This is a genomic window from Erwinia sp. PsM31 (assembly GCF_030433775.1).
In the GTDB taxonomy this organism is placed as follows: Bacteria; Pseudomonadota; Gammaproteobacteria; order Enterobacterales; family Enterobacteriaceae; genus Erwinia; species Erwinia aeris.
In genome coordinates, this window is sequence record NZ_JARUWZ010000003.1 from 273,380 (window position 1) to 299,810 (window position 26,431).

At 55.4% G+C, this 26,431-nt stretch carries 24 protein-coding genes, 1 tRNA gene and 1 pseudogene; 16 read left to right on the forward strand and 10 right to left on the reverse strand.

The genetic code is table 11. The annotated features are described in order from the left end of the window. Window positions 1–153 precede the first annotated feature (153 nt). On the reverse strand, window positions 154–411 hold the full coding sequence (locus tag QCD69_RS04255; protein WP_125288192.1) for a YkgJ family cysteine cluster protein: 258 nt from the start codon (window positions 409–411) through the stop codon (window positions 154–156). Between the two features lie 159 nt (window positions 412–570). On the opposite strand from QCD69_RS04255, the gene yeiP reads away from it, so the two are divergent. Further along, window positions 571–1,143: an elongation factor P-like protein YeiP gene (gene yeiP, locus QCD69_RS04260; RefSeq protein WP_253459914.1), complete on the forward strand. Its 573-nt coding sequence runs from the start codon at window positions 571–573 to the stop codon at window positions 1,141–1,143. 181 nt (window positions 1,144–1,324) lie between these two features. Here yeiP and QCD69_RS04265 read toward each other — a convergent pair whose 3' ends face one another. Further along, window positions 1,325–1,624 carry a hypothetical protein gene (locus tag QCD69_RS04265; protein WP_301251144.1) on the reverse strand — a complete coding sequence of 100 codons (300 nt, stop codon included), beginning with the start codon at window positions 1,622–1,624 and terminating at the stop codon, window positions 1,325–1,327. Window positions 1,625–1,721: 97 nt separating this feature from the next. Between QCD69_RS04265 and QCD69_RS04270 the strand changes: the two genes are divergently transcribed. The 3 genes from QCD69_RS04270 to mepS all read left to right on the forward strand — a co-directional run bounded on the left by QCD69_RS04270 (window position 1,722) and on the right by mepS (window position 4,538). After that, a complete protein-coding gene (locus QCD69_RS04270; RefSeq protein WP_125288195.1) occupies window positions 1,722–2,702 on the forward strand; it encodes a CobW family GTP-binding protein in 981 nt (326 codons plus the stop codon). 38 nt (window positions 2,703–2,740) lie between these two features. Further along, window positions 2,741–3,448, forward strand: coding sequence for a phosphatase PAP2 family protein (locus tag QCD69_RS04275; RefSeq protein ID WP_253459905.1), 708 nt, complete (start codon window positions 2,741–2,743; stop codon window positions 3,446–3,448). 514 nt (window positions 3,449–3,962) lie between these two features. Next, a complete protein-coding gene (gene mepS / locus QCD69_RS04280) occupies window positions 3,963–4,538 on the forward strand; it encodes a bifunctional murein DD-endopeptidase/murein LD-carboxypeptidase (protein WP_125288197.1) in 576 nt (191 codons plus the stop codon). A gap of 53 nt (window positions 4,539–4,591) precedes the next feature. Here the strand turns inward: mepS and QCD69_RS04285 are convergent, their stop codons facing one another. Then, window positions 4,592–4,957, reverse strand: a complete 366-nt coding sequence (locus QCD69_RS04285; protein WP_301251145.1) for a hypothetical protein — start codon at window positions 4,955–4,957, stop codon at window positions 4,592–4,594. 33 nt (window positions 4,958–4,990) lie between these two features. Here QCD69_RS04285 and QCD69_RS04290 point away from each other — a divergent pair, with 33 nt between their 5' ends. The 5 genes from QCD69_RS04290 to yejF all read left to right on the forward strand — a co-directional run bounded on the left by QCD69_RS04290 (window position 4,991) and on the right by yejF (window position 12,183). Continuing rightward, a complete protein-coding gene (locus tag QCD69_RS04290; protein WP_301251146.1) occupies window positions 4,991–6,565 on the forward strand; it encodes a cyclic di-GMP phosphodiesterase in 1,575 nt (524 codons plus the stop codon). Between the two features lie 102 nt (window positions 6,566–6,667). Continuing rightward, entirely contained in the window at window positions 6,668–8,473 is a 1,806-nt protein-coding gene (locus tag QCD69_RS04295; protein ID WP_301251147.1) for an extracellular solute-binding protein, read from the forward strand. 10 nt (window positions 8,474–8,483) lie between these two features. Then, on the forward strand, window positions 8,484–9,575 hold the full coding sequence (locus QCD69_RS04300; protein WP_253459893.1) for a microcin C ABC transporter permease YejB: 1,092 nt from the start codon (window positions 8,484–8,486) through the stop codon (window positions 9,573–9,575). After that, the gene (locus QCD69_RS04305; RefSeq protein ID WP_301251148.1) at window positions 9,575–10,600 is read left to right on the forward strand and encodes a microcin C ABC transporter permease; all 1,026 of its coding nucleotides are present in this window, start codon (window positions 9,575–9,577) and stop codon (window positions 10,598–10,600) included. The genes QCD69_RS04300 and QCD69_RS04305 overlap by 1 nt, the downstream gene beginning before the upstream one ends. After that, a complete protein-coding gene (yejF, locus tag QCD69_RS04310) occupies window positions 10,600–12,183 on the forward strand; it encodes a microcin C ABC transporter ATP-binding protein YejF (protein ID WP_301251149.1) in 1,584 nt (527 codons plus the stop codon). The genes QCD69_RS04305 and yejF overlap by 1 nt, the downstream gene beginning before the upstream one ends. 8 nt (window positions 12,184–12,191) lie before the next feature. Here the strand turns inward: yejF and QCD69_RS04315 are convergent, their stop codons facing one another. The 3 genes from QCD69_RS04315 to rsuA form a co-directional block, all read right to left on the reverse strand. Further along, window positions 12,192–12,524 carry a YejG family protein gene (locus tag QCD69_RS04315; protein WP_253459886.1) on the reverse strand — a complete coding sequence of 111 codons (333 nt, stop codon included), beginning with the start codon at window positions 12,522–12,524 and terminating at the stop codon, window positions 12,192–12,194. Between the two features lie 333 nt (window positions 12,525–12,857). Continuing rightward, on the reverse strand, window positions 12,858–14,066 hold the full coding sequence (locus QCD69_RS04320) for a Bcr/CflA family multidrug efflux MFS transporter (RefSeq protein WP_253459882.1): 1,209 nt from the start codon (window positions 14,064–14,066) through the stop codon (window positions 12,858–12,860). Between the two features lie 10 nt (window positions 14,067–14,076). Further along, entirely contained in the window at window positions 14,077–14,790 is a 714-nt protein-coding gene (gene rsuA, locus QCD69_RS04325) for a 16S rRNA pseudouridine(516) synthase RsuA (RefSeq protein WP_253459880.1), read from the reverse strand. Between the two features lie 165 nt (window positions 14,791–14,955). Between rsuA and QCD69_RS04330 the strand changes: the two genes are divergently transcribed. After that, on the forward strand, window positions 14,956–16,710 hold the full coding sequence (locus tag QCD69_RS04330; protein ID WP_301251151.1) for a DEAD/DEAH box helicase: 1,755 nt from the start codon (window positions 14,956–14,958) through the stop codon (window positions 16,708–16,710). Between the two features lie 141 nt (window positions 16,711–16,851). Further along, window positions 16,852–17,136 carry a 50S ribosomal protein L25 gene (rplY, locus tag QCD69_RS04335; RefSeq protein WP_125288207.1) on the forward strand — a complete coding sequence of 95 codons (285 nt, stop codon included), beginning with the start codon at window positions 16,852–16,854 and terminating at the stop codon, window positions 17,134–17,136. A gap of 91 nt (window positions 17,137–17,227) precedes the next feature. Here the strand turns inward: rplY and yejK are convergent, their stop codons facing one another. After that, window positions 17,228–18,232 carry a nucleoid-associated protein YejK gene (gene yejK, locus QCD69_RS04340; RefSeq protein ID WP_253459876.1) on the reverse strand — a complete coding sequence of 335 codons (1,005 nt, stop codon included), beginning with the start codon at window positions 18,230–18,232 and terminating at the stop codon, window positions 17,228–17,230. Window positions 18,233–18,388: 156 nt separating this feature from the next. On the opposite strand from yejK, the gene QCD69_RS04345 reads away from it, so the two are divergent. The 3 genes from QCD69_RS04345 (at window position 18,389) to QCD69_RS04355 (ending at window position 20,587) form a co-directional block, all read left to right on the forward strand. Then, complete coding sequence (locus tag QCD69_RS04345; protein ID WP_125288209.1) at window positions 18,389–18,616, forward strand: YejL family protein; 228 nt, start codon at window positions 18,389–18,391, stop codon at window positions 18,614–18,616. A gap of 12 nt (window positions 18,617–18,628) precedes the next feature. Further along, window positions 18,629–20,377 carry an LPS biosynthesis-modulating metalloenzyme YejM gene (gene yejM / locus QCD69_RS04350; protein ID WP_301251152.1) on the forward strand — a complete coding sequence of 583 codons (1,749 nt, stop codon included), beginning with the start codon at window positions 18,629–18,631 and terminating at the stop codon, window positions 20,375–20,377. A gap of 133 nt (window positions 20,378–20,510) precedes the next feature. Further along, window positions 20,511–20,587 (forward strand) — tRNA-Pro (locus tag QCD69_RS04355). Between the two features lie 448 nt (window positions 20,588–21,035). On the opposite strand, the gene QCD69_RS22955 is transcribed toward QCD69_RS04355, so the two are convergent. Further along, window positions 21,036–21,338 (reverse strand): hypothetical protein, encoded by a 303-nt coding sequence (locus QCD69_RS22955; protein WP_369895600.1) that lies wholly within the window; start codon window positions 21,336–21,338, stop codon window positions 21,036–21,038. A 198-nt stretch (window positions 21,339–21,536) separates the two neighbouring features. Then, window positions 21,537–21,691, reverse strand: a pseudogene (locus QCD69_RS04365) (IS3 family transposase); the annotation flags it as partial. Window positions 21,692–21,879: 188 nt separating this feature from the next. Here QCD69_RS04365 and QCD69_RS04370 point away from each other — a divergent pair. Beyond that, window positions 21,880–23,070 (forward strand): macrolide family glycosyltransferase, encoded by a 1,191-nt coding sequence (locus tag QCD69_RS04370; protein ID WP_253459873.1) that lies wholly within the window; start codon window positions 21,880–21,882, stop codon window positions 23,068–23,070. A 468-nt stretch (window positions 23,071–23,538) separates the two neighbouring features. Continuing rightward, on the forward strand, window positions 23,539–24,750 hold the full coding sequence (locus QCD69_RS04375; RefSeq protein ID WP_301251167.1) for a sugar transporter: 1,212 nt from the start codon (window positions 23,539–23,541) through the stop codon (window positions 24,748–24,750). Between the two features lie 86 nt (window positions 24,751–24,836). On the opposite strand, the gene QCD69_RS04380 is transcribed toward QCD69_RS04375, so the two are convergent. Continuing rightward, window positions 24,837–25,910, reverse strand: a complete 1,074-nt coding sequence (locus QCD69_RS04380) for an acyltransferase family protein (protein ID WP_301251153.1) — start codon at window positions 25,908–25,910, stop codon at window positions 24,837–24,839. Between the last annotated feature and the right edge of the window lie 521 nt (window positions 25,911–26,431).

Sequence of the window (26,431 nt, forward strand, 5' to 3'; positions counted from 1 at the left end):
AATGATTTTGGCCCCGTTCCTGCGTTTATGGCAAGTTTTACTGCCAACGGCATAGCAGATTTTTGAAGCGACGCACACTTCGACTTTTCTTTTTGGGAAAAAGGTTTCATCGGCTGATGGATGGCTGATGCCTTACTTTTAGCCAACAGGCAATTAACACCAGGCGGTCTGTTTTTCCAGATCCAGTAGCCAGACCATCGCCTCTTCCCGACTGTTACGGCACATTTCAGCATCGGGTTTCAGGCTGCCGCAGACCGACGGCCGCAGCGGCGAGGTAAAGATTTTGCAGCGCTGCTGTTCATCCAGCTGAACGCAGGGCGTGTTGGCCGGTTTGCCGTCGGGCATTCCGGGGATCGGTGTGGAAATAGACGGCGCGGTACAGCAGGCGCCGCAGGAAGCTCGACATTGCATTGGTTATCCCCTTTAAGAGACGCGACAATAGCAGGCGCGCAGTGGGAATACTATGGTCGCCATCCCCGCTTTTCTTCCTCGTTCAGCACTTGCCTGAAGCCGTCAGCAAGAGTAATTTGTCGCGAACATTTTCATTGCCCCTTTCATCGAGATAACACAATGCCAAGAGCAAACGAAATCAAAAAAGGCATGGCCGTCAGCCATAACGGTAAGCTGCTGTTAGTCAAAGATATTGATGTCCAAAGCCCCAGCGCGCGCGGGGCTTCTACGCTTTATAAAATGCGTTTTACCGATATTCGTACCGGCATGAAAGTCGAGGAGCGCTTCAAGGGTGACGACATCCTGGAAGCGATCTCGCTGAGCCGTCGTCAGGTTACCTTCTCTTACGTAGACGGTGACGAATACGTCTTTATGGATGACGAGGACTACACGCCTTACGTCTTCAAAAAAGATCAGATCGAAGAAGAGCTGCTGTTTATCCCGGAAGGCGGCATTCCGGGCATTCAGGTGCTGACGATGGACGGGCAAATTCTGGCGCTTGAGCTGCCGCAAACGCTGGATATGGAAATTATCGAAACCACGCCGGGCATTAAAGGCGCTTCCGCCAGCGCGCGTACCAAGCCTGCCACCATGAGCACCGGCCTGGTGATCCAGGTGCCGGAATACCTCAGCAGCGGCGAGCGCATCCGCATCCATATTGCCGAACGCCGCTATATGGGCCGCGCAGACTAATAAAAAGGTATTCGCGCCTGCCCTTATGGGCCACGCAGAATAACAATAACGGCAAGCGCGCCAGTTCTCATAGGCAGCGCAGACTCATAAAACGGCGAGCGCGCCAGCCCTCATAGGCCGCGCAGACTACTAAAACGGCGAGCGCGCCACGCCTCGCTGTTGTTGTTATATTATTACACTACTACCGATAGTTAACGGTCAGTATGCCCTGTCGTCGCGCCTGGTCCAGCCATTCAACGTCGATACGGGCGATGCCGGATGGCAGCGTACCGTTGGCCTGTAGCGAGATCGGCGATACTTTTAGCTGGCCGTCGCGATAACAGGTAGCGCTGATTTGATTCTGTTCCTGTTGCACAGCGCAACCCGGCTCCGTAATCGCTCCGGAAAAAGTGATAACGCCGGTGCCTGCGGCTACCGTCGCCAGCGCGCTACCTGCCGGAACCATCAAAAAAAGGGCCAGCGAAAAGTTAAGTTTGCTCATACTTACCTCATTTATTAGCGTCTCTTAATTAACATAGTCGGCAATACGCTTTCCGAAAGCCGATAAGCACAACCGGCCACAACTCAAGGAGAAAATAATGACTCGCGTAAACCTGATTACCGGTTTTCTGGGCAGCGGCAAAACCACTACGCTGCTGCATCTGCTGGCGCAGAAACCACAGGGAGAAAAGTGGGCGGTGCTGGTTAATGAGTTCGGCGAGGTAGGTATAGACGGCGCGCTGCTGGCGGAAAGCGGCGCGGTGCTAAAAGAGATCCCCGGCGGCTGCATGTGCTGCGTTAACGGCCTGCCGATGCAGGTGGGCCTGAATATGCTGCTGAAGCAAACCAGGCCCGACCGTCTGCTGATTGAGCCGACCGGCCTTGGTCACCCTAAACAGATCCTCGACCTGCTGTCTGCGGAGGTTTATCAGCCCTGGCTGACGCTGGATGCCACGCTCTGCCTGCTCGATCCACGTCAGCTAGGCGATGCCCGCATTACGGCTAATGAAAACTTCCGCGATCAGCTCGCCGCCGCCGATATTATCGTGGCCAATAAAGAGGATCGCTGGGATGAGGCCACGCTGGCAGCGCTGCAAGACTGGCGCGCGCAGGACGCTTTACAGCGCCCCATTATTCCCGCGCGTTTCGGCCAGATCGCTGGCGAACTGCTGACGCGTCCACGGTTGAATCAGCAGCCGCTGCCGCAGGCGGCACACCATCATGCCAGGCCCGCTTCGCGACTGGCGGCGCTGGCGCCCGTGCAGAATACGCGCTGGCGGCGTTCGCTGAATCAGGGCCAGGGCTACTATTCCTGCGGCTGGGTGTTTGATGCAGAAACCGTGTTCGATACGGTTGGCCTGTTGGAGTGGGCGCGGCTCGCTCCGGTTAGCCGGGTAAAAGGCGTGGTGCGCATTCAGGAAGGCCTGCTGAGCGTGAATCGTCAGGGCGAGGATCTTAATATCGAAACGCGTCAGGCTGCGCCGCCAGACAGCCGGATCGAAATTATTCATGAAGAAGAAGCCGACTGGAACAGCCTCCAGGCATCTTTGTTGAAACTTCGTTTAACTGCTGTTGTATAATGTACGCCGTCACTTCTTCTTAACTTAATCTTAATAAAATGCGTGCTAATCAACTGATCACTATCCTGGTGCTTAACGCGCTGGGACTGGCGCTCTTTTTTTCCTGGTATTTGCCGGAGAATCACGGCGCCTGGTTTACGCTCGATAAAAACCTTTTTTATTGGTTTAACGAGCGGCTGGCAACCAATAAAGCGCTGTTATGGCTGGTTGCTATTACCAACTTTCGCCCTTTTGACGCGGTGTCGCTGCTGGCGATGGGCGCGCTTTATTACAGTTTCTGGCGGCGTGAAACGCCCCAGGGGCGCAGGCGGCTGCTGGCTATCGGCATCGCTATGCTGCTGACGGCGGTGGTGCTGAACCAGCTTGGTCATCTGATCCCGGTTTCGCATCCCAGCCCGACCAAATATTTCCCGGACGTTCATCACGTGACGACATTAACCGGCATTCCAACTAAAGATGCCTCTTCCGATAGTTTTCCTGGCGATCACGGCATGATGCTGATGATTTTTGCCAGCTTTATGCTGCGCTACTTTGGCGTTCGTGCTTTTTTAATTGCCGTGGGGATCGTGCTGATATTCGCTACGCCGCGCATTATGATTGGCGCGCACTGGTTTACCGATGTCGCGGTAGGCTCGCTTTCCGTGGTGCTGGTAGGGACGAGCTGGTGGTTAATTACGCCGGGCAGCGACTGGCTGGTGAATATTTTATATCGTGCTTTACCAGGTAAATATAAGCCGGCTAATTAAGCCGCTTTTTTTACCGTTTTCAGGAAGCAACGAAAAGTGATTTACGCCACTTTCGTTGCTTTTTTATGCGATGCAGCTCTCAAAATCCCACTTTATGCTACAGCTGCCGTGATGTTTGCTCCCCAGCGGAATCTTCTGCCTTTAAGAAACGTACAGCAGGATTAAACTGAATTGTGGCTAACACGCATTTTTTAACGCTCTTTTAGCCTTTCACGCCTCAGGTTTTCAGCGTTTGTGCCGATAAAGTGGCCAGACTACGACCTCTCTGTTTCTTATGATAAAAATCAATAAAAAAGTCGTTAAAACCCCTCGCCAGCACGCAGTTAATCGGGTAATCTCATTTCCGATTAGGACAAAGCTGTAAGATATTTCCATTATTTACATTTTAAACTGTGCGCTTTCGCACAATTTGAATTTTGTGGAATTGTTTTGCCCGTGTGCGCTAATTAATCTCGTTCCGTTTCGCATAGCTAGCGACTTCTGTCGTTAAGGACTTCAAGGGATCACAAACATAATGGTCAAGTCTCAACCGATTCTGAGATATATATGGCGGGTATTGCCCGCAGTGGCTTTAGCCACGCTGCTTTCAGCCTGTAGCTCGACGAATACCAACAGCAATGCACAAACTGATACGCATGCAGTTAATGGCCATAACGGCTTTTTACTTCAGGCGTCTCAGGATGAATTCGAACAGATGGTTCAGAATGTGGATATTAAATCCCGCCTGATGGATCAATATTCGGACTGGAAGGGCGTTCGTTACCGTCTTGGCGGTACCAGTAAACGCGGCATTGACTGTTCTGCCTTTGTGCAGACCACCTTTCGTGAACAGTTTGGCCTGGATCTGCCCCGCTCAACCTATGAACAGGAAGACACCGGCAAAAGCATCCAGCGCGGCAAACTGCGCCCGGGCGATTTAGTGCTGTTCCGCGCCGGCTCTACCGGCCGCCATGTCGGCATCTACCTGGGCAACGATAATTTCGTGCATGCCTCTACCAGCAGCGGCGTGATGATTTCCAATCTCAACGACGCCTACTGGAAAAATCGCTATCGCGAAGGCCGCCGGGTACTAAGCCGAACGCAAAGCTGATCCCCCTGAAGTCTGTGCAAAACGGTTCCGAGCCCCGCTATAAGCGGGGTTTTTTATGGGTAAAGGCTGGCTGCTTCCTGGCTCTTCCCTTTTTTCACTAAAGCCCCGTTGGAAAACGGCAAAGAGAGGCCAGCACAAAGAAACCTGTTTCCCGCTGAGCCTGACACTCTTGCTTTAATATTAACTGGCACTAATTTGTTATTAATAACAGACGCACAAATATTTATATTCAAAAGCTTTTTGGCTACATCGGCCGTTCTGATGGTTTGTTTTATTGCGCCCTGCCTGCGCGCACGAGCGAAATAACTGACATAATGCGTTAAAAAACCGAAGCTAATCATAATAATAAGAAGACAAACGGCACTTTCCCGGTATATCCTGCCGGATTGAAACGGCGTCTGTTGTGCAGGACAGCGCAATGACTTAACCGGCACTTTCGGGAGATAAACCCCATGCCACTCTCATCAAGCCTTACGCGGCCACTTCTCAATCCTCGCAAGATTGCCTGCTTCAGCGCGACCCTCGGCTTACTTCTTTTTCTGGCATTTATCATCATCGCGCTGGCCGTTATGCTTCATCGCCGGGCCGACAATCACGATGAAATGGCCAGAAACACCCAGGCCTATGTGCTGACGATGCTCGATGAACTAAAGCGGAAACTGTTGCCGCTACAAACGTCGCCTCGCCCTGCCTGCTCCGCCATAAAAAATGACCTGATTGAGCGCGCCGCCCTGGATGATAATATTCAGGCTATCCTGATGGTTAATCACAATCGGGCATGGTGCTCTTCGCTGGCCGGAGAAACCCAAATCGCTATGCGCCAGTTTTCCCCTACGACGGACACCCGCAAGCCGCTTGATATTCAGCTTGCCGCCGCGCCGCTGACGCCTGATAAACCGGTTCTTCACCTCTGGTTGCAGAATGGCGAGGCAGGCAACGGCCTGCTGGTCACGCTAAAGATTAATCTGACGCCCTGGCTGCTGTATACCGAACGGCAGCATGAGATTTCAGGTATAGCTATCGTGACCGGCAAGCGGGCGTTAACCAGCTGGGAACAGCGCGTAACGGCAACCAGCTCGCTGCCCGACGATCCGTCAAAAACCATGACGCTACCCGGCTATCCTTTACAGCTAAAGCTTTATGGCGGCAGGCTGAATAGTGACGATATTACGCTGGTGCTGCTGGCCGGTTTGTTGCTGAGCCTGACCGGCGGCTTTGCCTGCTATGCCCTGCTCACGCTCTTTATCCGACCGGGCAAGGAAATCCTGCAGGGCATTCGGCGCGGGGAATTCCACGTAGAGTACCAGCCGGTTATTGCCGCGGCGACCGGCCAGGCCTGCGGTCTGGAAGCGCTGCTGCGCTGGACGCATCCCGAAGCTGGCGCCATCCCGCCCGACGTTTTTATCCGCTACGCCGAAAACAAAAATTTGATTGTGCCCTTAACCCGGCACCTGTTTGAACTGGTGGCGCGCGATTGCCATACGCTGCAACATGCCGTGCCGGCCGGCATCAATCTCAACCTGAACCTTTCGCCTGCTCACCTGGGCGATAAAACCTTTTTCCAGGACGTTTTAGCATGGCTGGAAGCGATGCCTAAGGATCACTTCAGCTACGTTTTTGAAATTACCGAACGGACTATGGTAGAAACCCGCAACGCCCAGTCGGTGTTCGACTGGCTGCGCGGCCAAAATATTCGTATCGCGCTGGATGATTTCGGCACCGGACACAGTGCCTTAATTTATCTGGAAAAATTCCGTTTTGACTACCTGAAAATAGATCGGGGATTTGTAAAAAACATCGCCCGCGAGTCGTTTTCTTCGCCGGTGCTGGATGCGGTGCTGGCGCTGGCGAAAAAACTCAATCTGCTGACGGTAGCTGAAGGCGTAGAAACCGGTGAGCAGGCGCGCTGGCTGCGCCACCGTGGCGTCTGTCATTTTCAGGGCTATTTATTCAGCCGCCCGCGTACGGTGACGCAGCTGATTGATTATTTTCAGCATGAGCCCCGCAGCGAACCGGCTGCCGGATGAGTTATTGCGCTACGTTTTTTAAATGTGCTTCGCTGGCGCATTGCGCAATGCTCTGGCAGGCTGGGGATCGCGCTGCGTTTTTTATCAGGATCGGATAATAAGATGATTTTTCGCTGGTTAGCTTTGCTGCTGTTCTGCTGCGCCGCGACGACGGCTCGGGCTGAAGAAATTCATGAGAGCTACGCCTTTGCCCAGCTGGGCGAGCCTAAATATGCCGTGAACTTCACGCATTTTGACTACGCCAATCCGGCTGCGCCCAAGGGCGGTAACGCGACGCTTGCCGCTATCGGCACTTACGATAACTTTAACCGTTTTGCCTCGCGCGGCAATCCGGCGCAGGGCACGGATACGCTTTACGATACGCTGTTCGTGAACTCAGAAGACGAAGTGGGCAGCTACTATCCGCTGATTGCCGAATTCGCTCGCTACCCGGATAGCTATCGCTGGGTGGAAGTCACGCTGAATCCCCAGGCGCGTTACCAGGACGGTTCATCCATCACCGCAGAAGATGTTGCTTTTACCTTTAATAAATTTATGCAGCAGGGCGTACCGCAGTTTCGGGTGTTTTACAAAGGCGTCACGGTCAAAGCCATTGCGCAGCTGACGGTGCGCTTTGAGCTGCCGGTCGGCAACAAAGATATGATGCTTTCGCTGCTTACGCTGCCCGTTTTCCCGCAGAGCTTCTGGAAAGATCATAATCTCAGCGAGCCGTTACCTGCACCGCCGCCCGGCAGCGGGCCGTATCGCGTGTCGGCCTATAAAGTTGGTCAGTCCGTGACCTGGTCACGGGTCAAAGATTATTGGGCCGCTAATTTGCCCGTCAATAAAGGCCGTTTTAATTTCGATACGCTGCGCTACGACTACTATCTGGATGACAATGTAGCTTTCGAGGCGTTTAAAGCGGGCGCGTTTGACTTTCGTGCCGAAGGCTCCGCCAAAAAGTGGGCCACCCAGTATCGCGGCCGGAATTTCGACAGCCATTACATCGTAAAAGACGCAAAGCCGAATACCGTGGCTACCTCCTCAAACTGGCTGGCGTTTAACGTACAGAAACCCCTGTTTGCCGATCGCCGCGTGCGCGAAGCAGTTTCGCTGGCGTTCGATTTTGAGTGGATGAATAAGGCGTTATTTTACGGCGCTTATAAGCGCACCCGCAGCTATTTTCAGAACACGGACTATGCCGCTACCGACTATCCCGACGCTAAAGAACTGGAAATTCTGGCACCCTTTAAGGGCAAAATTCCTGATGAGGTTTTCTCGCAAATTTATCAGCCGCCTCACACCGACGGCAGCGGGTACGATCGCGCCAATCTGCTGAAGGCCACGGCGCTGCTGGAGCAGGCCGGCTGGACGTTGAAAAATCAGCGCCTGGTCAACGCCAGCGGCCAGCCTTTCACCTTTGAACTGCTGCTGCGCAGCGGCGGCAACGATCAGTGGGTGCTGCCTTTTCAGCACAATCTGGCGCGCCTGGGCATCAACCTGGTCATCCGGCAGGTAGACAGCTCGCAATATCTGGCCCGCATGCGCAAAAGCGACTTTGATATGCTGGTTTCGCCCTACCCGGCTATCCCCTACCCCGACAGCAACCTGCAAATTTACTGGTCAAGCGCCTATGTAAATTCCACCTACAACCGGCCGCATGTCGCCAGCCCGGTAATCGACCAGCTGATTGAAAAGATAAATCAGCATCAGAGCGATGAAGCCGCGCTGCTGCCGCTGGGTCGCGCGCTGGATCGGGTGCTGCTGTGGAACTATTACATGATACCGATGTGGTATGGTGCCAGCGATCGCTATGCCTGGTGGGATAAATTTTCGATGCCCGCCACGCGGCCGACTTATTCTTTAGGCTTCGACAGCTGGTGGTATGACGTTAATAAAGCCGCGCAGCTGCCGGCCCAGCGTCGTTAAGGAGAGCAGTTTGGGCGCCTATTTGCTACGCAGACTTCTATTAATCATTCCCACGCTGTGGGCGATTATTACGATTAACTTTTTTATCGTGCAGATTGCGCCGGGCGGCCCGGTCGATCAGGCGCTGGCCAATATCGAATTCGGCCAGACTACCGGAATGCCGGGCGCCGGCAATACGCCGCAGGCGCAGGGACGCAGCGCGCTGCATGCTCAGCCCGGTGACAGCCAATATCGCGGGTCGCGCGGGCTGGATCCGGAAGTGGTGGCGGAAATCACCAAACGTTACGGTTTCGACAAGCCGATGTATCAGCGCTACCTGGATATGCTGTGGAACTATGTGCGCTTCGATTTTGGCGACAGCCTGTTCCGCAGCAGCTCGGTTGTGCAGCTGATTAAAGAGAGCCTGCCGGTTTCCGTCTCGCTGGGGCTGTGGAGCACGCTGATTATCTATCTGGTCTCTATCCCGCTTGGCATCCGCAAAGCCGTGCATAACGGCAGCGCCTTCGATATCTGGAGCAGCTCGCTGATTATCATCGGCTACGCCATTCCCTCGTTCCTGTTCGCCACGCTGCTGATCGTGCTGTTTGCAGGCGGCAGCTATCTGGACTGGTTTCCGCTGCGCGGGCTGGTGTCGGCGCAGTTCGACTCGCTGCCCTGGTACGGCAAAATCACGGACTATCTCTGGCATATTACCCTGCCGGTGCTGGCGACGGTGATCGGCGGCTTCGCCACGCTGACTATGCTGACCAAAAACTCGTTTCTTGATGAAATCCGCAAGCAGTACGTGGTCACGGCGCGGGCCAAAGGACTGGACGAGAGCAAAATTCTCTACCGTCATGTTTTCCGCAACGCCATGCTGCTGGTGATCGCCGGTTTCCCGGCCACCTTTATCAGCATGTTCTTTACCGGATCGCTGCTGATTGAGGTGATGTTCTCTCTGAACGGGCTGGGCCTGCTGGGCTACGACGCCACCATTCAGCGTGACTATCCGGTTATGTTCGGCACGCTTTATATTTTCACCCTGATCGGCCTGCTGCTGAATATCCTCAGCGATATCACCTATACGCTGGTCGATCCGCGCATTGATTTTGAAGGTCGCTGATGAGCCGATTAAGCCCCGTTAATCACGCGCGCTGGCAGCGTTTTCGACATAACCGTCGTGGCTACTGGTCGCTGTGGATTTTTGCCGTTCTGTTTGTGCTCTGCCTTGGCTCCGAGCTGCTGGCTAACGATAAGCCGCTGCTGGTGCGCTACGATCATCGCTTCTATTTTCCGCTGCTGGTGGACTACAGCGAAACCGATTTTGGCGGCCAGCTGGCGACCAAAGCCGACTATCAGGATCCGTGGCTGAAATCTCGCCTGGATAAGGAAGGCTGGGCCATCTGGGCGCCGATCAAATTTGGCGACGGCACCATCAATTTCGCCTCCAGCGTCCCCTTCCCTTCGCCACCCTCGCTGCAAAACTGGCTGGGCACCGATGCTAACGGCGGCGACGTGCTGGCAAGGATCCTCTACGGCGCGCGTATTTCGCTGCTGTTTGGCCTGATGCTGACGCTGATGTCCAGCGTAGTCGGCATCATCGTCGGCGCCTGTCAGGGCTATTATGGCGGGCGGGTAGATTTGTGGGGCCAGCGCTTTATCGAAGTCTGGTCGGGTATGCCTACGCTGTTTCTGATTATTTTGTTGTCGAGCGTGGTGCAGCCCGGCTTCTGGTGGCTGCTGGCCATTAACGTGCTGTTTGGCTGGATGCAGCTGGTCGGCGTGGTGCGCGCTGAATTCTTACGCGCGCGCAACTTTGACTATATTCGCGCCGCGCAGGCGCTGGGCGTCGGCGACCGGACTATTATGCTGCGCCATATGCTGCCGAATGCGATGGTGGCGACGCTGACCTATTTGCCCTTTATTCTGTGCGGCTCTATTACCACGCTGACCTCGCTGGATTTCCTCGGCTTCGGGCTGCCGATGGGGTCGCCTTCGCTGGGCGAGCTGCTGCTACAGGGCAAAAATAACCTTCAGGCGCCCTGGCTCGGCATGGCGGCCTTTTTCTCGCTGGCGATCCTGCTGTCGCTGTTGATCTTTATCGGTGAGGCGGTTCGTGACGCCTTCGATCCCAGTAAGGTGCACTGATGTCGTTGCTGACCGTCAAAAACTTAAGCATTGCCTTTCGCCAGGCCGGCGTTGAGCGTCAGGTTGTCGATAATTTGTCGCTGAGCGTCGCAGCGGGCGAGACGCTGGCGCTGGTGGGCGAATCCGGCTCGGGCAAAAGCGTGACCGCCCTGTCGATGATGCGCCTGCTGCCCACGCCGCCGGTGGTCTATCCGCAGGGCGAAATTCTGTTCGCCGGTCAGGATGTACTGAAGGCCGATGAGCGCACGCTGCGCGGCCTGCGCGGCAACCGTATGGCGATGATTTTTCAGGAGCCGATGGTGTCGCTGAATCCGCTGCACAGCATTGAAAAACAGCTGTATGAGGTGTTATCGCTGCACCGTGGCATGCGCGCGGCGGCGGCGAAGGCCGAGATCCTTAGCTGTCTGGATCGGGTGGGCATTCGGCAGCCCGCCAGGCGAATGGGCGATTTTCCGCATCAGCTTTCCGGCGGCGAACGGCAGCGGGTAATGATTGCAATGGCGCTGCTGACGCGGCCTCAGCTGCTGATTGCCGATGAGCCGACCACCGCGCTGGACGTTACCGTGCAGGCGCAGATCCTGGTTCTGCTGAAGGAGCTGAAGCAGGAGATGAATATGGGCCTGCTGTTTATCACCCACAACCTGAATATTGTGCGGCAGCTGGCCGACAACGTACTGGTGATGCGTAACGGCCAGGGCGTGGAGCGCAATACCAGTCGCCAGCTGTTCAGCGCGCCCGAACATCCCTATACCCGCACGCTGCTGGATGCGGAGCCGGAAGGCAGCCCCGATCCTGTTGGCAGCGCGGCGCCACCGCTGCTGAAGGTCAGCAACCTCAGCGTCGCTTTTTCCCTGAAAAAGGGTCTGATGCGCCGCGTAGTGGGTGCGCATCAGGCGCTGAAGTCGCTGAGTTTTGAGCTACGTCCGGGCGAAAGCCTGGGGCTGGTAGGGGAATCCGGCTCGGGCAAAAGCACCACCGGCCTGGCGCTGCTGCGGCTAATCGAGGCCAAAGGCGAAATCTGGCTGGGCGACAGACCGCTGCACCAGTGGGATCGCAGGCAAATGCTGCCGGTACGTCGGGAAATGCAGGTGGTTTTTCAGGATCCGAATTCTGCGCTCAATCCCCGGCTGAACGTGCAGCAGATCATTGCGGAAGGCTTGCAGGTGCACCAGCCTGAACTGAGCGCGGAACAGCGCGAGGCGCTGGTGATCCAGGCAATGCAGGAAGTGGGACTGGATGCCGAAACCCGTCATCGTTATCCATCGGAGTTTTCCGGCGGACAGCGGCAGCGCATCGCCATCGCGCGCGCGCTGATCCTTCAGCCGCGGCTGATCGTGCTGGATGAACCAACCTCTTCACTGGATCGTTCCGTACAAAAACAGATCCTGGCGCTGCTGAAAAAGCTCCAGCGGGATCGTCAGCTGGCCTATATTTTTATCAGCCACGATCTGCGCGTAGTCAGATCGCTGTGCCACCAGGTGGTGGTGCTGCGCCAGGGAGAAGTCGTGGAGCAAGGCGATTGCGAAACTATTTTTACCGCGCCGAAAGCGCGCTATACGCAGGAGCTAATTGCGCTTGCCTGAGGCCTGGCTCAGGCAGGTATATTTTTAAAGGCTTCAGCAATGCCGACGCCAAAGTTTTTCAGGCGGCAGGTAGTGGCGCATTCATCATTACGCGCCACGAACAGGCACGGCTCGCCTTCCCACTCGACCACGGCGCAGTCGAGCTGAATTTCCGCCAGCGCCTCTTTCAGCATCTGCATGATATCCCAGGCCTGTACGCCCTGATGACTGAGCAGGCTCAGGCCTACCAGGTCATCCTCCGCCTCTGTACCACTGAGCGCACGCGGCTCCAGCCGCTTTCCGGCTCCCCAGCGATAGCTTTGCGGCAGGCGATGCACCACCGAATGTTGTAATCTGTTCACCCCTACTCCCCAGCCCGTAGCCATCATCATTTCTGCCTGTTTCTGGTCGTGGACATACCCCATCTGCGAGGGCTTAGTACCGCCAGTTCGTGATTTTGTTCTCATTTTTACCGCGTCGGCGCCGTAATAACAATCAATTTTGTTGCACAAAAGTAATTTAAGCTTAGTTATTTTTACAATAAGGCAACATTATAGCGTGTATCAGCAGAAAAGCCGGGAAGCAAGGCTTCAGAAAAGCCGGGAAGCAAAGCTTCAGAAAAGCCGGGAAGCAAGGCTTCCCGTTTTGGCGAGGATTAAGCGGGTCAGGCTGTTACGCGGATGCGGGCGTCAATGTTATGGCAAGCTGCGCTGACGGCTTTTACGCGGGCGCGTGGCGTAGATAAACAGCAGCACGGAAAACGCGGCGCAGATAAAAATGGAGCCAACCATCGGCCAGGCGCTGGTAAAGGTCATGGTGGAGAGCAGCGCGCCGACCAGCGCGCCCACGCCAAAGCGCAGCGTGCCCGCCAGCGAGGAAGCGGTGCCCGCCATATGCGGAAACTCTTCCAGGATCACCGCCATGGCGTTAGAAGAAACCATCGCCACGCAGCCGATAAACATTGCCACGCCAAACACCAGCGGCAGGAAACCGAGGTTCAGTGCGCTGACCACCACCAGCCAGATGCCCATCGTAAACTGGATCAGCAGCCCCAGACGGAACATCGCCAGCGGGCCGAAGCGGCGCACGCAGCGGCTGTTCAGCAGCGTCATCAGGAACAGGAAAACCACGTTCAGCGCAAAGTAGTAACCAAAATCCTGCGGCGAAATATGGTTCAGCTCGATATAGACAAAGGGGCCGGCGTTAAGGAAAGAGAACATCCCGGCAAAGGAAAAGCCGCTGGCCATCATATAGCTGAACACGCGCTTGTGGCGAAACAGCGACAGAAAGTTGCGCAGCGTGGTGCGCATATTGAATTTTTGCCGCTTATCGTGCGGCAGCGTCTCTTTGATCTGCGTGACCACCAGCAGCGTGGTGACCACGGCGGCCAGCGAGATAGCCCAGAAGATGGCGTGCCAGTTCCACAGCAGCAGCATCCAACCGCCCAGGATAGGCGCCAGCAGCGGCGCGATGGTGGTGACCAGCATGACAAAGGACATCATGCGCGAGAACTCCTCTTTCGAGTAGCTGTCGCGCATCAGGGCGCTGATCACCACGCTGCCCGCCGCCGCCGACAGGCCGTGCAGCAAACGCATAAAGATCAGCTGATCGATGGTTTGCGCCAGCGCGCAGGCCGCCGCCGCGACGGCGAAAATCAGCGTGCCCACGGCTATCACCGGCTTGCGGCCAAAGCTGTCGGCCAGCGGGCCGTAGATTAACTGCCCCAGCGCAAAGCCCAGGATATAGAGGTTCAGCGTCATCTGCACGCTGCCGGCCGACACGCCAAATTCGCGGGCGATTTGCGGAAGCGCAGGCAAATACATGTCGATCGACAACGGCATTAGCATAGCCAGCAGGCCAAGAATAACGACCAGTCCCGCCGACGAGTTCTTTTCCTTACGCATCCCTGTTTCCTTATTTTAATTCTGCGGGCAGTCTCACGCTGGCGATCTCTTCCGCCGTCAGGGCGCGATACTCGCCCGGCTCCAGTTCCTCATCGAGCACGATATCGCCAATACGCTCGCGATGCAGCGCCACCACGTGGTTACCCACCGCAGCGAACATCCGTTTTACCTGGTGATAGCGCCCTTCGCTGATGGTCAGCCGCACCTGATTTTCACTGATGACTTCCAGGCTGGCTGGCTTAGTGAGGTCTTTTTCGTTATGCAGCTGCACGCCTGCGGCGAACTGCTCCGCCGTATCCTCGGCCAGCGCGTTTTCCAGCGTCACCAGGTAGGTTTTTTCACAGTGATGGCGCGGCGAGGTGATGCGGTGCGACCACTGGCCATCATCGGTCATCAGCACCAGGCCGGTGGTGTCGATATCAAGCCGCCCTGCCGCGTGCAGTTTATACGCGGTGGGCTCTTCCAGAAAATAGAGCACCGTTGGGTGATCCGGATCGTCGGTGGAGCAGACGTAGCCCTGCGGCTTGTTCAGCATAAAATAGCGCGGGCCGATCTGCAGCCGTAACGGATTGCCGTCATATTCCACTTCGCTTTCCGGGCTGAGCTTAAAAGAACCTTCGCGCACCACTTCCCCATCAACCGTCACCTTACGCGCGCGCAGCTCGCGAGCGGCAATCGCCCGGCTGACTTCCAGTTGCTGAGATAAAAATTTATCAAGTCGCATTAAATCTGCACTGCCTGTTTCAATGAATGAATTCACCGTTCCTGTAGGGAACGTCAGAAGAGAGTAACAGCAGAAGTATATCGGGAGTTGCGGCTCAGGCACAGAGGCGCGCGCGCGCGGAGCGGACTTTCGTGGCATAATGCGGCTTTGCTCGCGGATTTAATCATGTCCTTTACCCTGCGCCCCTACCAACAGGAAGCCGTTGACGCCACGCTCAGCTACTTCCGTCGCTCTCACCAGCCCGCCGTGATTGTCCTGCCGACCGGCGCGGGCAAAAGCCTGGTGATCGCCGAACTGGCGCGGCTGGCGCGCGGACGCGTGCTGGTGCTGGCGCACGTCAAAGAGCTGGTGGCGCAGAACCACAGCAAATATCAGGCTTACGGCCTGCAGGCCGATATCTTTGCCGCCGGTCTGCAAAAGAAAGAGAGCCGCAGCAAGGTGGTGTTCGGTAGCGTACAGTCGGTGGCCCGCAATCTGGCGCAGTTCGACAGCGAGTTTTCGCTGCTGATTGTGGATGAGTGTCACCGCATTGGCGACGCCGAAGACAGCCAGTACCAGCAGATCCTCAACCATCTGCGCCAGCGCAATCCGCAGCTGCGCCTGCTGGGCCTGACCGCAACGCCCTATCGCCTGGGCAAGGGCTGGATCTATCAGTTCCACTATCACGGCATGGTGCGCGGCGACGAGCGGGCGCTGTTTCGCGACTGCATCTACGAGCTGCCGCTGCGCTATATGATCAAACACGGCTTTCTGGTGCCGCCGGAAAGGCTGGATATGCCGGTGGTGCAGTACGATTTCAGCCGCCTGACCGCCAGGGAAAACGGCCTGTTCAGCGAGGCGGATCTCAACCTGGAGCTGAAGCAGCAGCAGCGCATTACGCCGCATATTATTCAGCAGATCGTTGAGTTTGCGCAGGATCGCCAGGGCGTGATGATTTTTGCCGCCACGGTCGAGCATGCCAAAGAGGTGCTGGGCCTGCTGCCCGACAGCAAGGCGCTGATCAGCGCCACCACGCCTGCCGCCGAGCGCGATGCCCTTATTACCGCCTTTAAAGCGCGCGAGCTGCGCTACATGGTTAACGTGGCGGTCTTGACCACCGGCTTTGACGCGCCGCACGTCGATCTTATCGCCATCCTTCGCCCTACGGAATCGGTCAGCCTGTATCAGCAGATTGTCGGACGCGGGCTGCGGCTGTGCCCTGGCAAAACCGACTGCCTGATCCTGGACTACGCGGGTAATCCGCACGATATCTTTACGCCGGAAGTGGGCGCGCCCAAGGGCAAAAGCGACAATAAACCGGTGCAGGTTTTCTGCCCGGCCTGCGGCTTTGCCAATACGTTCTGGGGCAAAACCACCGCCGACGGCACCATTATTGAGCACTTTGGCCGCCGTTGTCAGGGCGTGATGGAAGACGACGACGGCGAGCGCGAGCAGTGCGACTTCCGCTTCCGCTTTAAAAGCTGCCCGCACTGCAACGCCGAGAACGATATCGCCGCCCGCCGCTGCCATCAGTGTGACGCGGTGCTGGTCGATCCCGACGATATGTTGAAAGCGGCGCTAAAGCTGAAGGATGCGCTGGTGCTGCGCTGCGCTGCGATGGTGCTGGAAAACGGTCGCGATGAGAAAGGCGAGTGGCTGAAGGCGCGCTATTTCGATGAGGAAGCAACCGAAGTGAGCGAGCGCTTCCGCCTGAGTACGCCCGCGCAGCGCAAAGCCTTCGAGCAGCTGTTTATGCGACCGCATCAGCGAGCGCCCGGCGTGCCGCTCGGCTGGGAAAACGCGGCGGATATCGTAGCGATGCAGCCGCTGCTACGCCATCCCGATTTTGTGGTGGCCCGCAAACAGCGCAATTTCTGGCAGATCCGTGAAAAAGTGTTCGATTATCAGGGCCGTTTTCGACGCGCTAATGAGATCCGTTAGGGCACACGGTGTTTAATGCGTTGCCCGCACCGGCCTTGCCTGCTACAATGCGCCCCGCTTTTGCCGCTGGCGAAAGCTGAACAATCCAACCTGTTGCTGGGTCGCCTGTAGCAGGATAATTACTTAGAAAGAGACTGAACAATGTTCACTATCAATGCAGAAGAACGTAAAGAGCAGGGTAAGGGTGCGAGCCGCCGCCTGCGTACAGCTAACAAATTCCCGGCCATCATCTATGGCGGTAACGAAGCAGCTGTAGCTATCGAACTGGATCACGACTACGTGATGAACATGCAGGTTAAGCCTGAGTTCTACACCGACGTGCTGACTCTGGTTGTTGACGGTAAAGAAACTAAGGTAAAAGTGCAGGCTGTACAGCGTCACCCGTTCAAGCCAAAACTGCACCACATCGACTTCGTTCGCGCTTAATCGCCGACCGATCTCTGTGTGAAGAAAACGCCGCTTAATGCGGCGTTTTTTTATGGGCGTTTGTCAGCAGCGGGCATCCCTGCCGCTGCGCTTATTTGCCGCCGCTGCGACGCTGTAGCTGGTCGCGCAGATTAGGCGGCGTGCCTTTGATGGTCAGCGTATCGGTAGCCGGATCCCAGAAAATGCGCTCGCCCAGCAGCATGGCGTCAAAGTTAATGGTCAGCCCGCCGCCGCTGCCGGCGAACTTCGTCAGCTGGCGCAGCGTGCTGCGATCCGCCGGGAAGCTCTCTTCCAGCTCGTAGCCCTGCTCCTGGGTGAAATCCTGAAAGGTTTTTTCGCCCAGCGGCGCCAGCTCTTTCGACAGGCCTTCCAGCTCAATCTCTTCGCCCGACTGCAGCTGTTCGTTACAGTAGCTGTAAACCTGCTGGCGATAGTTCTGACGCTCGTTTTTATCCAGCGCCGCCTCGGCACAGTAGTCGTCCACCGCCTGGAGCAGACCACGGTTTTGCGCTTTGGTATCCAGGCCCACGCTGGCACCAAGGAAATCCATAAAGAAGTCGGCGACCTTGCGCCCTACTCTGCCACGCAGGAAGGTCAGGTAGCGAGTTGATTCCGGATTGGTTTCCCATTCGGTGAGATCGATACGCGCCACGATATCCGCATGGTTGATATCCAGATAGTGCGTGGTGCTGATATCCAGCTCTTCGTTAACGCGCATGCTGTTCTGGCTGTTCAGCACCGCAACCAGCAAATACTCCACCGCCAGATAGCGATAGTGGGCAAACAGCACGACGCCGCCGTCCGCAAAGGGATACTTAGCGAGTTCGTCGCGTAAACGTCCGGTCGCCGCGCGGCTGAAGGCCAGAAAATCATCCTGGCCCTTCCGGCAGTTGCGCAGCGCGTCGGCCAGCTCGCTCTCTTCATTAAACAGGCCGTAAGCCTTGCTTTTGGCGCTGTAGACGCGATGCAGCTCCTCCATCATCGCCGTAACCGGGCCAGTGGCCGGCAGCAGCGACTCCCGCAGCACCAGCTCCAGCGTCTGCTCGTCACGCTTAATCATCTGATGAAGGGCAATCTGCTCGATATCCAGACTCATGTAAACTCTCCTTTAAACTTAAGCGCGTATTCAATCACCGAGCGTGGTCGGGATCAACAGGCAACAACATTAACCTTTTCCACATGATAAAATTGCAGAAAGAATCGCGCTTTTACGGTAAGATGCCGCCTTTTAATACTCGATAAATTTGACGCTATGCCACAATCATCCCGTTACAGCGACGACCGCGTGGAAAAACTCCTCGCCGAAATGGTCAACGTGCTTGAAAAAGACAAGGCGCCCACCGATCTCTCTTTGATGGTGCTGGGCAATATGGTGACTAACCTGCTGAACACCAGCGTTGCTCCGGAGCAACGCCGCGCGCTTGCGCGTTCATTTGCCGAGGCGCTTCAGGCTTCGGTACGTGAAGATAAAGCACACTGATGTGATCCCGCTATGGTAACAAGTCAGCCGCGCTACCGTGATAAAGTCTCCCAGATGATTGGCTGGGGGCACTGGTTCGCCCTGTTTAACATTATCTTTGCCCTTATCCTGGGTAGTCGCTATCTGATTGTTGCCGACTGGCCTGCCTCGCTGGTCGGGCGTATCTATGCGTTTACCAGCTGGACAGGCCATTTTAGCTTTATTGTTTTCGCCGCCTATCTGCTGATTGTTTTTCCCCTGACGTTTGTGGTGATGTCGCAAAGACTGCTGCGCTTTCTTTCCGCCATCATCGCTACCACCGGGCTGACGCTGCTGCTTATTGACAGCGCGGTGTTCGCCCGCTTCCACCTGCACCTCAACCCGGTCGTCTGGGAGCTGGTGGTCAATCCCGATCAAAGCGAAATGGCGCGTGACTGGCAGCTGATGTTTATCAGCGTACCGGCTATTTTCCTGGTCGAGATGCTGTTCGCTACCTGGAGCTGGCAAAAGCTGCGCAGCCTGAATCGCCGCAGCTTTGGCAAGCCGCTGGCCGTGCTGTTTATCGTCACGTTCTTTGCCAGCCATTTGATGTATATCTGGGCCGATGCGAATTTCTATCGGCCTGTCACCATGCAGCGTTCCAACCTGCCGCTCTCTTATCCGATGACGGCCCGCCGCTTTCTGGAACGCCATGGCCTGCTGGATGCGCAGGAGTATCAGCGCAGGCTGGTGCAGCAGGGTAATCCGGAGGCGCTTTCGGTCGCCTATCCGCTGAACGATATTACTTTCCGCGATGGCGGCACCCGCAGCAATCTGCTGATCGTCACCGTGGATGGCCTGAACGAGGCCACGATGCCGAAACAGCTGCCGCATCTGGCCCGGTTCGCTCAGGACAACGTGCGTTTTACGCAGCATTTCAGCGCGGGCAGCCAGGCCGACAGCGGTCTGTTCGGCCTCTTTTACGGTATTTCGGCAGGCTATATGGACGGCGTGCTCTCTTCGCGCGTGCCTTCGGCGCTGACGGAGGCGCTGGCGAAACAGGGTTACCAGTTTGGCCTGTTTGCCAGCGACGGCTTTGCCTCGCCGCTCTATCGTCAGGCGCTGCTGGCGGACTATTCGCTGCCCACTTCAGAAAGCCAGTCCGATGCACAAACCGTTGCGCAGTGGCAACGCTGGCTGGAGACGCAGAAAGCGAAAAGCGCCCCCTGGTTCTCCTATCTTTCTTTGTCCGGCGGCAAAAACGCTGGCGTGGCGAAAGAAGCGGCACGGCGCTACGCGCGCAGTGCGGCAGAGGTGGATGTGCAAATCCAGAACGTGCTCGCCACGTTACAGGAGAAAGGCCTGCTGAATAATACGGTGGTGGTGATCACGGCGCAGCACGGCGTGGCGTTGAACGACGATGACGATATGGGCAACCGTGCAAACCTACAGGTGCCGCTGGTGATCCACTGGCCGAATACGCCATCGCAGCAGATTGATAAGCTGACCAGCCATCAGGATATTATGACTACGCTGATGCAGCGGCTGCTGCACGTGCGTACGCCAGCTTCTGATTATTCGCAGGGCGAAGATCTGTTTGCCGTGCGCCGCAGCCATAACTGGATAACCAGTATGCATGACGGCCAGCTGGTGGTGACTACGCCGAACCTGACGCTGGAGCTGAACAGCAACGGCAGCTATACCGCCTGGGATGCTCAGGGCCAGCGGTTGAAAGATCACAAGCCGCAGCTGACGCTGCTGTTGCAGGTGCTGACGGAAGAGAAACGCTTTATCGCTAACTGAGGCGTGGGTTTTAAAGATTATTTCCCGCGCCCTGCTCTGCGTAAACCAGACGGCAACGTTGGCTATTTTCATAGCAGTCAACGTGTTAGCCGCTTGCAATCGTAGCGAATTTGCGTACTATTAGCTCACGCGTCGGCACGTAGCGCAGCCTGGTAGCGCACCGTCATGGGGTGTCGGGGGTCGGAGGTTCAAATCCTCTCGTGCCGACCAAATACATACTCTGTCAGTACCGGTTACTGATGGAAACCCCGCAAGAACCCGCATTCTCTTTGAGTTTGCGGGTTTTTTGTTGCCTGTAGGTAGCGGGATTTAACGTATACAAATGGATTTTTTAAGATCGGCCTGGAGAGGCTCACAACTCTGTCCGACCGGGCAACGAACTGTTCCTGACAGGTGTAAGTCGCTTCGTTAATAGTCACTATATGTACACTCATCGCCACGCTGTAAGGATTTATTTGCATCGTGATGCACAAAAAGTAAGCCTTATTTGCGGTCAATCCACAGTAGTTATGGCCTGGCAAAGGCATCACTACTGAGTCTGTCAGTCAGGGACTCATTTTGGGATCAGGATAGTACAGAGCGCTTGATAAGCCTGTCCTCGTATGATGTACATTTCTCCAAATGCCCCATAAAAAAGAGACTCATCAGCCCTTCCTGGTCAGCTTTTCTTCAAATAGCCTACAAACTGCCCTTGCTTCATCAAAGCGACTTTACCGCTCTTATAGATGATCACACTAAACAGCCCTTGCTGATAGGCTGTAGCCTTCTCTGTGATTTCATCCACAGCCGCTGGTTTTCCGTCAACAGTGACAATCCCTAAGCTGTCCCTCTTAACAATGACATCATATCCTTTCCACTGCGCAACCTTACCAGCAGGAACGGTGTGATTGGGTGTAGGAGACGCACAGGCAAAGTTAACTATATTCATGGAAATAGCGACTATAAGTAAAAGTTTCTTCATTTTTTATCCATCCACTCTCTGACAAGATGAGAAGCAGCAAAGCCAGCAATACCACACACGGCAAAAGCTATCCAACAGAAACTAAGATCCGCGCTGCCCTCTCAACAATAGACAGATCCTGTCCTCACGCTGAAACCTGTCCGCAGGCCTACGGACTGATGCCCCGGGCTGGCTATGATACCGGGCCTGATTTCAGAGCACTTCAATGTAATCGAAGATATCGGCGCGGGCCAGATCGCGAGTTTTGTAGATCCTTTTCTTATACGCTCTTTTTTCAGTAAATCGAAGAACGACTCGGCCACCACATTATCCCAAATATTGTCATGCCGGCTCATACCCGGTGCAAGGCTGTTAGCCCGGCGGCGCTCTTTGTTATGAGAAAATCCTGACATATTAATTTCATTAACTGAATGATATCTTTGAGAATCCCTGAGCCAACGTGACTGATAGCAATGGCCAGCTATACGGGCGGTTACCACAGTGGCCGGGCACAGGGAAAACTAAAGCGGTTTTAACTCTCATTCTTTCAGGAAAACTGACTATGACGGTGAATATAAGCGGCAAGAATACCCAACGGCACGTGGCCATTTTTAACTGCGCTGAACAAGGACACGTCAACCCGACCCTCGGGCTGGTCAAGGCACTGGTCGCGCGGGGCTACAGGGTCAGCTATACCACCTCGCCAGAGTTTTCCTCTCTTGTCGCTTCCTGCGGCGCCACGCCGGTTCTGTTTGAACCCACTTTTACTAAAGAGCAGCCACGACCAGAGGAGATGGGCTACGTTGTCCGCGAGCTGGCACGGGAAGCACAGGCGACCTGTCGCCCTTTGCTGGCGGCCTTTGAGAACGACCGGCCCGACATTATCGCCTACGGCCCGCTTAGCTGGCTGGGCAAGATATTCGCCCATCTTTGGCAAGTTCCGGCCATCAGCCTTAATCCTACCCACGTCAGCTATCAGGGGCAGTCCGAGGAGTGGCTGGGCCTGTCGGGCGAAGAGTGGCCCTGCATACCGATTCTGGAAAAAATGCTGCACGACAATAATTTGAACGTGGATCTTCGTGCCATCCTGGCTGCCCGCGATACTGCCATTGCCTTTATTCCGCGCTCTTTTCAGGAAAAACCAGACACTATTCCCCCTGGCGTAACCTTTGTCGGGCCCGAAATCAGGCCACTGGCCGCGCAGCCTGGCTGGCGACTAAAAACAGCAGGACGGCCGGTTGTCGTCATCTCGCTGGGTTCGGTTTATACGCATCAGACCGCCTTTTTCCGCACCTGCATTCAGGCTTTCACCAATAGCGAGTGGCATGTCGTAATGGCTATTGGCCGCTATGTCGATTCTGCCCAGCTGGGAGAGCTGCCCGCCAATATTGAAATTCACCGTCAGATACCCCAGCTTGATGTGCTACAGGCGGCAAGCCTGTTTATCACCCATGCCGGAATGAACAGCCTGATGGAGGCCGTTTATTTCGGGGTGCCAATGATAGCCGTACCGCAGCAGGCCGAACAACGCCTCAATGCCCGGCGGATTCAGGCGCTGGGCATAGGAAAATATTTGCCTCGGGAAACCCTTTCTGCAGCCAGTCTGCTTATGGCATCGCAGGAGATAAGCGCCGATCCGGCCTGTCAGAGAAACCTGGCCGTCTTACAGCAAGAAATCTCTCAGGCAGGCGGTGCCAGCGCTGCCGTAGACGTGTTCGATCGGATCATGGCAGCAGGTCAACACGCCGCCTGACTGGCTTTTAAACCGCTGGTGATGGCCCGCAACGGTGTGAGGGCCTGAACTGATGGGCAGACGTCAGGCTTTTATAGATAGATCAAAGCCCCTCACAGGGCTGTTTTATCGCAAACGCAGCCGGGGGCTGAACATGACCAGAAGGGAAAAGCTAAAAGCGTGCGGCTGATATCAACGAGGTGGTAAACGCAGCGTAACCAAGACTGTCCTCGGCCCCCCGTTAGCGCCTCTCTTTAACCTTATCTGTTTCCTCCTTTGCTGAACATCTACGCGTGACCGCATGCTGCTGCCTGCCCGCAGCTAACTCCCCGGGTCTGTTGGCCAGCGACGTCGTAGCAGGATATAGCCTTTTCTAAACCTTCAAACTATGTAAAAAGTGTGATGACGATCACTTTCGGATTGAATTTTATGCGGCCGGCTCTAGAATGACGCGTTTTGAGTTTTGCGGAGCAGAAGCCTATGACTGATATGAACACCGTTACCGTTTCACGCAAAGTTGCCTGGTCACGCGTTCTGGCTTTGGCTGTTGCTGCGTTTATCTTTAATACCACGGAATATATGCCTGTCGGCCTGCTGTCCGATATCGGCCATAGCTTCGGCATGGAATCGGCGCAGGCGGGCATTATGCTGACCATCTATGCGTGGATTGTGGCGCTAATGTCGCTGCCGCTGATGCTGATGACCAGCAATACCGATCGGCGCGTGCTGCTGATTGCGATCTTTGGCCTGTTTACCTTTAGCCATGTGCTGGCCTTTTTCGCCTGGAGCTTCGACGTGCTGCTGCTGAGCCGCGCGGGCGTAGCGCTGGCCCATGCGCTGTTCTGGTCTATTACCGCATCGCTGGCGGTCAGGCTGGCCCCGCCGGGTAAAAGAGCGCAGGCGCTGAGCCTGATTGCGACCGCTACCGCGCTGGCTTCCGTGCTGGGCCTGCCGTTGGGCAGAATTATCGGTCAGGCATTCGGCTGGCGCAGCACCTTCCTGGCCATTGGCGTCGGAGCTTTAGTGCTGCTGGGTCTGATTTTAAAAATTATGCCGCGCGTGCCGTCGGAGCATACCGGCTCGCTGAAAAGCCTGCCGGATCTGCTGCGCCGCCCTGCGCTGGTAGGCCTTTACGTGCTGGCCGTCGCCGTGGTGACCGCGCACTTTACCGCGTTTACCTACATTGAACCTTTTGTCGAGAAAGTAGCCGGATTTGACCAAAGCTTCGCCACGCTTCTGCTGCTGATTTTCGGCATTGCGGGCATTACCGGCAGCATTATTTTTGGCAAGAGCGGCGAAAAACGCCTGTCGCCGCTGCTGACCGGCTCTATCGCACTGCTGTCGATCTGCCTGCTGCTGCTGGCGTCGGTAGCGGCCAGCAAGGCCGGCCTGATTGTGCTGGGGCTGTTCTGGGGCATGGCCTTTATGATGATCGGCATGGGGATGCAGATGAAAGTGCTGACGCTGGCACCGGACGCCACCGATGTTGCTATGGCGATGTTCTCCGGTATTTTCAATATTGGCATCGGCGCGGGCGCGCTGCTGGGCAATAAGGTTAGCCTGGATCTTTCCATGTCCTCGGTGGGCTATATCGGCGCTATACCTGCCGTCGCGGCGCTGGTGCTGGGCGTGGCGATCTTCCGCAAGACAAAAGAGCAGCCGTCCACCCATGAAGGCAGCGTGATTACCGAAGTGAAATAAACTCAGGGCGCAGTCATCTGCGCCCTTTTTTACGGCTTTACGGCCGCTGTGCCCTCTCTGCCAGCAACCGCCCTGCCCGTTCGCGCTTAGCCGTTGGGCAGTGCCTTCTTTTTCCCTCGGAACAGAATAAGGTTCCTCAGCGTATCTCTGACGGCCGGTTCAATGTATTTAGTAATCAGCCAGGCAACCAGGTAAAGCGCGGCGACTACCGCTATCGGCATAAAGACCATCACGTAATCGCTGCTGATATGGCGCTCCAGCTTCCTTAACGTAGCGATCAGCATGTTTTCATGCAGCAGATAGATGGTGTAGCTGATAAAGCCGGTGAGCGTCAGGAACTTTCCTGACAGCAGTCGTTCCACGAGCCGGCTGTAAAAGCTGACGATAAACAGCGCCAGCATCAGCAGCAGCGGTAAAATAACGATATAGCCATTGTTTTTGATGTAATAACTGAAGTTAATCAACACCGCCACCAGCACCAGTGCGTAATGGAATTTGGCGTCGCGCTGATGCAGCCGCTCATACACCAGGCAACCGATCATAAACCATGAGTAGTGGATAAAGCCGAACTTGGAGATAAAATCCGCAATGGCCGGATGACCAATCATTTTGAAGGCGGAGGCGCCCGCCACCAGAAACATCGGCACCAGCAGCGAAGGCAGGCAGTATTTTCTGCCCAGCGTAAAGTAGACGGCACCGATAAAGATATAAAACGCGGCTTCAACGTAAAGCGACCAGAACGATCCTTCCAGCGGTTTAAAGGTCACACCGGTCAAATACTGGAGTATCTCCGGACTGATAAAAGTCAGGCCCGGAATGGCATTGGCCGGATGCGGGACGCCGAGCGGTCTTTCGCTAAATAAGCTGGCCGTAGCGAAGATCAGCAGCGTTACTATCAGCATGGCCGGGAAGAGCCGCAGCCAGCGCTTAAACATAAAATTTATAAAGCTTTTTGATTTATCCAGGGTCATAAAAATAACGAACCCGGAAATCATAAAGAACAGCGGCACGCCCAGATAGCCCCAGGCGAATAAAGGAAAATCCTTAGTAAACGAAACGTACCCCAGGTATTCAGGCCATCTGGCCCAGGCATGAAAGCCGATCACCAGCAGTATTGCCAGTCCCCGCATTCCATCCAGGTGTTTTATTCGCGTTTCCATGGTGACCTCTGATAGCCTAAAACAACAAAAGCGGCAACATAGCACTCATAAACAACACTTCACACATGGGAGGAATCTTAGAAAAGGATGCGGCATAAAAGCTGGCCGCCAGAGAAGCAGGGTTGTAAAAAAATCACCTTAATTTTAAATAACTTACAAAGTATAACGAAAACGAGCATAAGGTGACGTCTCTTACCGGAAAGTTCTGAAAAAGCTTTGCCTGTCTGTAAACGTTTACAATTCAGCCTTTTTGCCCACCGCCCAGCTTATTCAGATAGTGAAAGTAACCATTTTCCACACTTGAATATCGCGCTAATTAATTATTATCAGAAAGTACCAGCCAATGCTTACTGAGATATCAGCCAGATCAAGGCGGTATGGTGGTTCAGCGCTGACTGGCCAACAGCCTGATACAGCCGCGTATAATTACTTACAGCCTTCGGGGCTCAGGCGTCAGGCGTCAGGTGTCAGGTGTCAGGTGTCAGGTGTCAGGTGTCAGGTGTCAGGTGTCAGGTGTCAGG